At 70.2% G+C, this 1,428-nt stretch carries 3 protein-coding genes; all 3 read left to right on the forward strand.

The genetic code is table 11. The annotated features are described in order from the left end of the window. Positions 1-266 (forward strand): RibD family protein (locus G6019_RS09035; RefSeq protein WP_182627450.1); only part of this gene is annotated, 266 nt, incomplete at its 5' end. A gap of 42 nt (positions 267-308) precedes the next feature. Next, a complete protein-coding gene (locus G6019_RS09040) occupies positions 309-932 on the forward strand; it encodes a riboflavin synthase (protein WP_182613689.1) in 624 nt (207 codons plus the stop codon). A gap of 75 nt (positions 933-1,007) precedes the next feature. Next, positions 1,008-1,428 (forward strand): 3,4-dihydroxy-2-butanone-4-phosphate synthase (locus G6019_RS09045; protein ID WP_182627452.1); only part of this gene is annotated, 421 nt, incomplete at its 3' end.

Here is a 1,428-nt window from a genome sequence, read left to right on the forward strand (position 1 = left end):
GCGACCCGGCGGACGCGCTCGCGATGCTCGGCGACGTCCAGCACGTCCTGGTCGAGGGCGGACCCCGGCTGGCCGGCGCGTTCCTCTCCGCCGGGCTCGTCGACGAGGTCGAGGCCTACCTCGCGCCCCTCGTGTTGGGCGGCGGCCGGTCCGCCGTCGAGGAGGCCGGTGTCGGCACACTCTCCGACGCGCACGGTTTCGAGGTCTGCGAGACCGCGGTGCTGGGCCAGGACGTCTATCTCCGCATGATGAGACGAACCGGATGACCGGATGACCCGAATGACCACACCCACGAGAGGACCGCTCTGATGTTCACCGGAATCGTCGAGGAACTCGGCACGCTGGACTCCGTCGACACGGTGGGAGACTCCGCGCGTCTGCGGATCCTCGGACCGCTCGTCACGTCCGACGCCGGTCACGGCGACTCGATCTGCGTCAACGGCGTCTGCCTCACCGTCACCGAGTTCACCCCCGGGGTGGGATTCGACGCCGACGTGATGGCCGAGACCCTCGACCGCACCGCCCTGGGTGCGCTGCGTCCCGGGGATCCGGTGAACCTGGAGCGCGCGATGCGGGCGGACGCACGCTTCGGAGGACACATCGTCCAGGGGCACGTCGACGGTACAGGCGCCCTGATCAGCAGGACCGAGCACGCCAGATGGCACGTGCTGCGCCTGTCGATGCCGCCGGAGCTGTCCCGCTACGTGGTCGAGAAGGGATCCATCACGGTGTCGGGGACCTCGCTCACGGTGTCAGCGGTCAGTCCGCTCGGGCAGCGGGAGCCGTGGTTCGAGGTCTCGCTCATCCCCACCACGCTGGAGGACACGATCCTCGGTGGTCTGCCCCGGGGAGGCCGGGTCAACCTGGAGGTCGACGTCCTGGCCAAGTACGTCGAGCGTCTCCTGGGAGGACGCGGTGACCGGACCGGGTGAGCGGATGCGCCATACTTGTGGCCGTGCCCGCGGACGCCGCCCGGGTGTGATGAGTACCGAGGAGAACCCGCAGCAGTGACCACCTTCGACGGCATCGACCGCGCCATCGCCGACATCGCGGCGGGACGAGCCGTCGTCGTGGTGGACAGCGAGGACCGGGAGAACGAGGGCGACCTGATCTTCGCCGCCGAACTCGCGACTCCCGAGCTGATGGGTTTCCTCGTCCGGTACTCGTCCGGATACGTGTGCGTGACGCTCGAGGCCGAGGACTGCCTGCGCCTCGATCTCCCGCCGATGCGGGCCATCAACGAGGACCGGCACGACACCGCCTATACGGTCACCGTGGACGCCCGCGCCGGTGTCTCGACCGGGATCTCCGCCGCCGACAGGGCGCGCACGGCCCGCATGCTGGCCTCCGCCGACGCCGTTCCCGGAGACTTCACACGGCCCGGCCACGTGGTACCGCTGCGCGCGCGGCCCGGCGGCGTACTCACCC

This window comes from Dietzia sp. DQ12-76 (assembly GCF_014145045.1).
In the GTDB taxonomy this organism is placed as follows: domain Bacteria; phylum Actinomycetota; class Actinomycetes; order Mycobacteriales; family Mycobacteriaceae; genus Dietzia.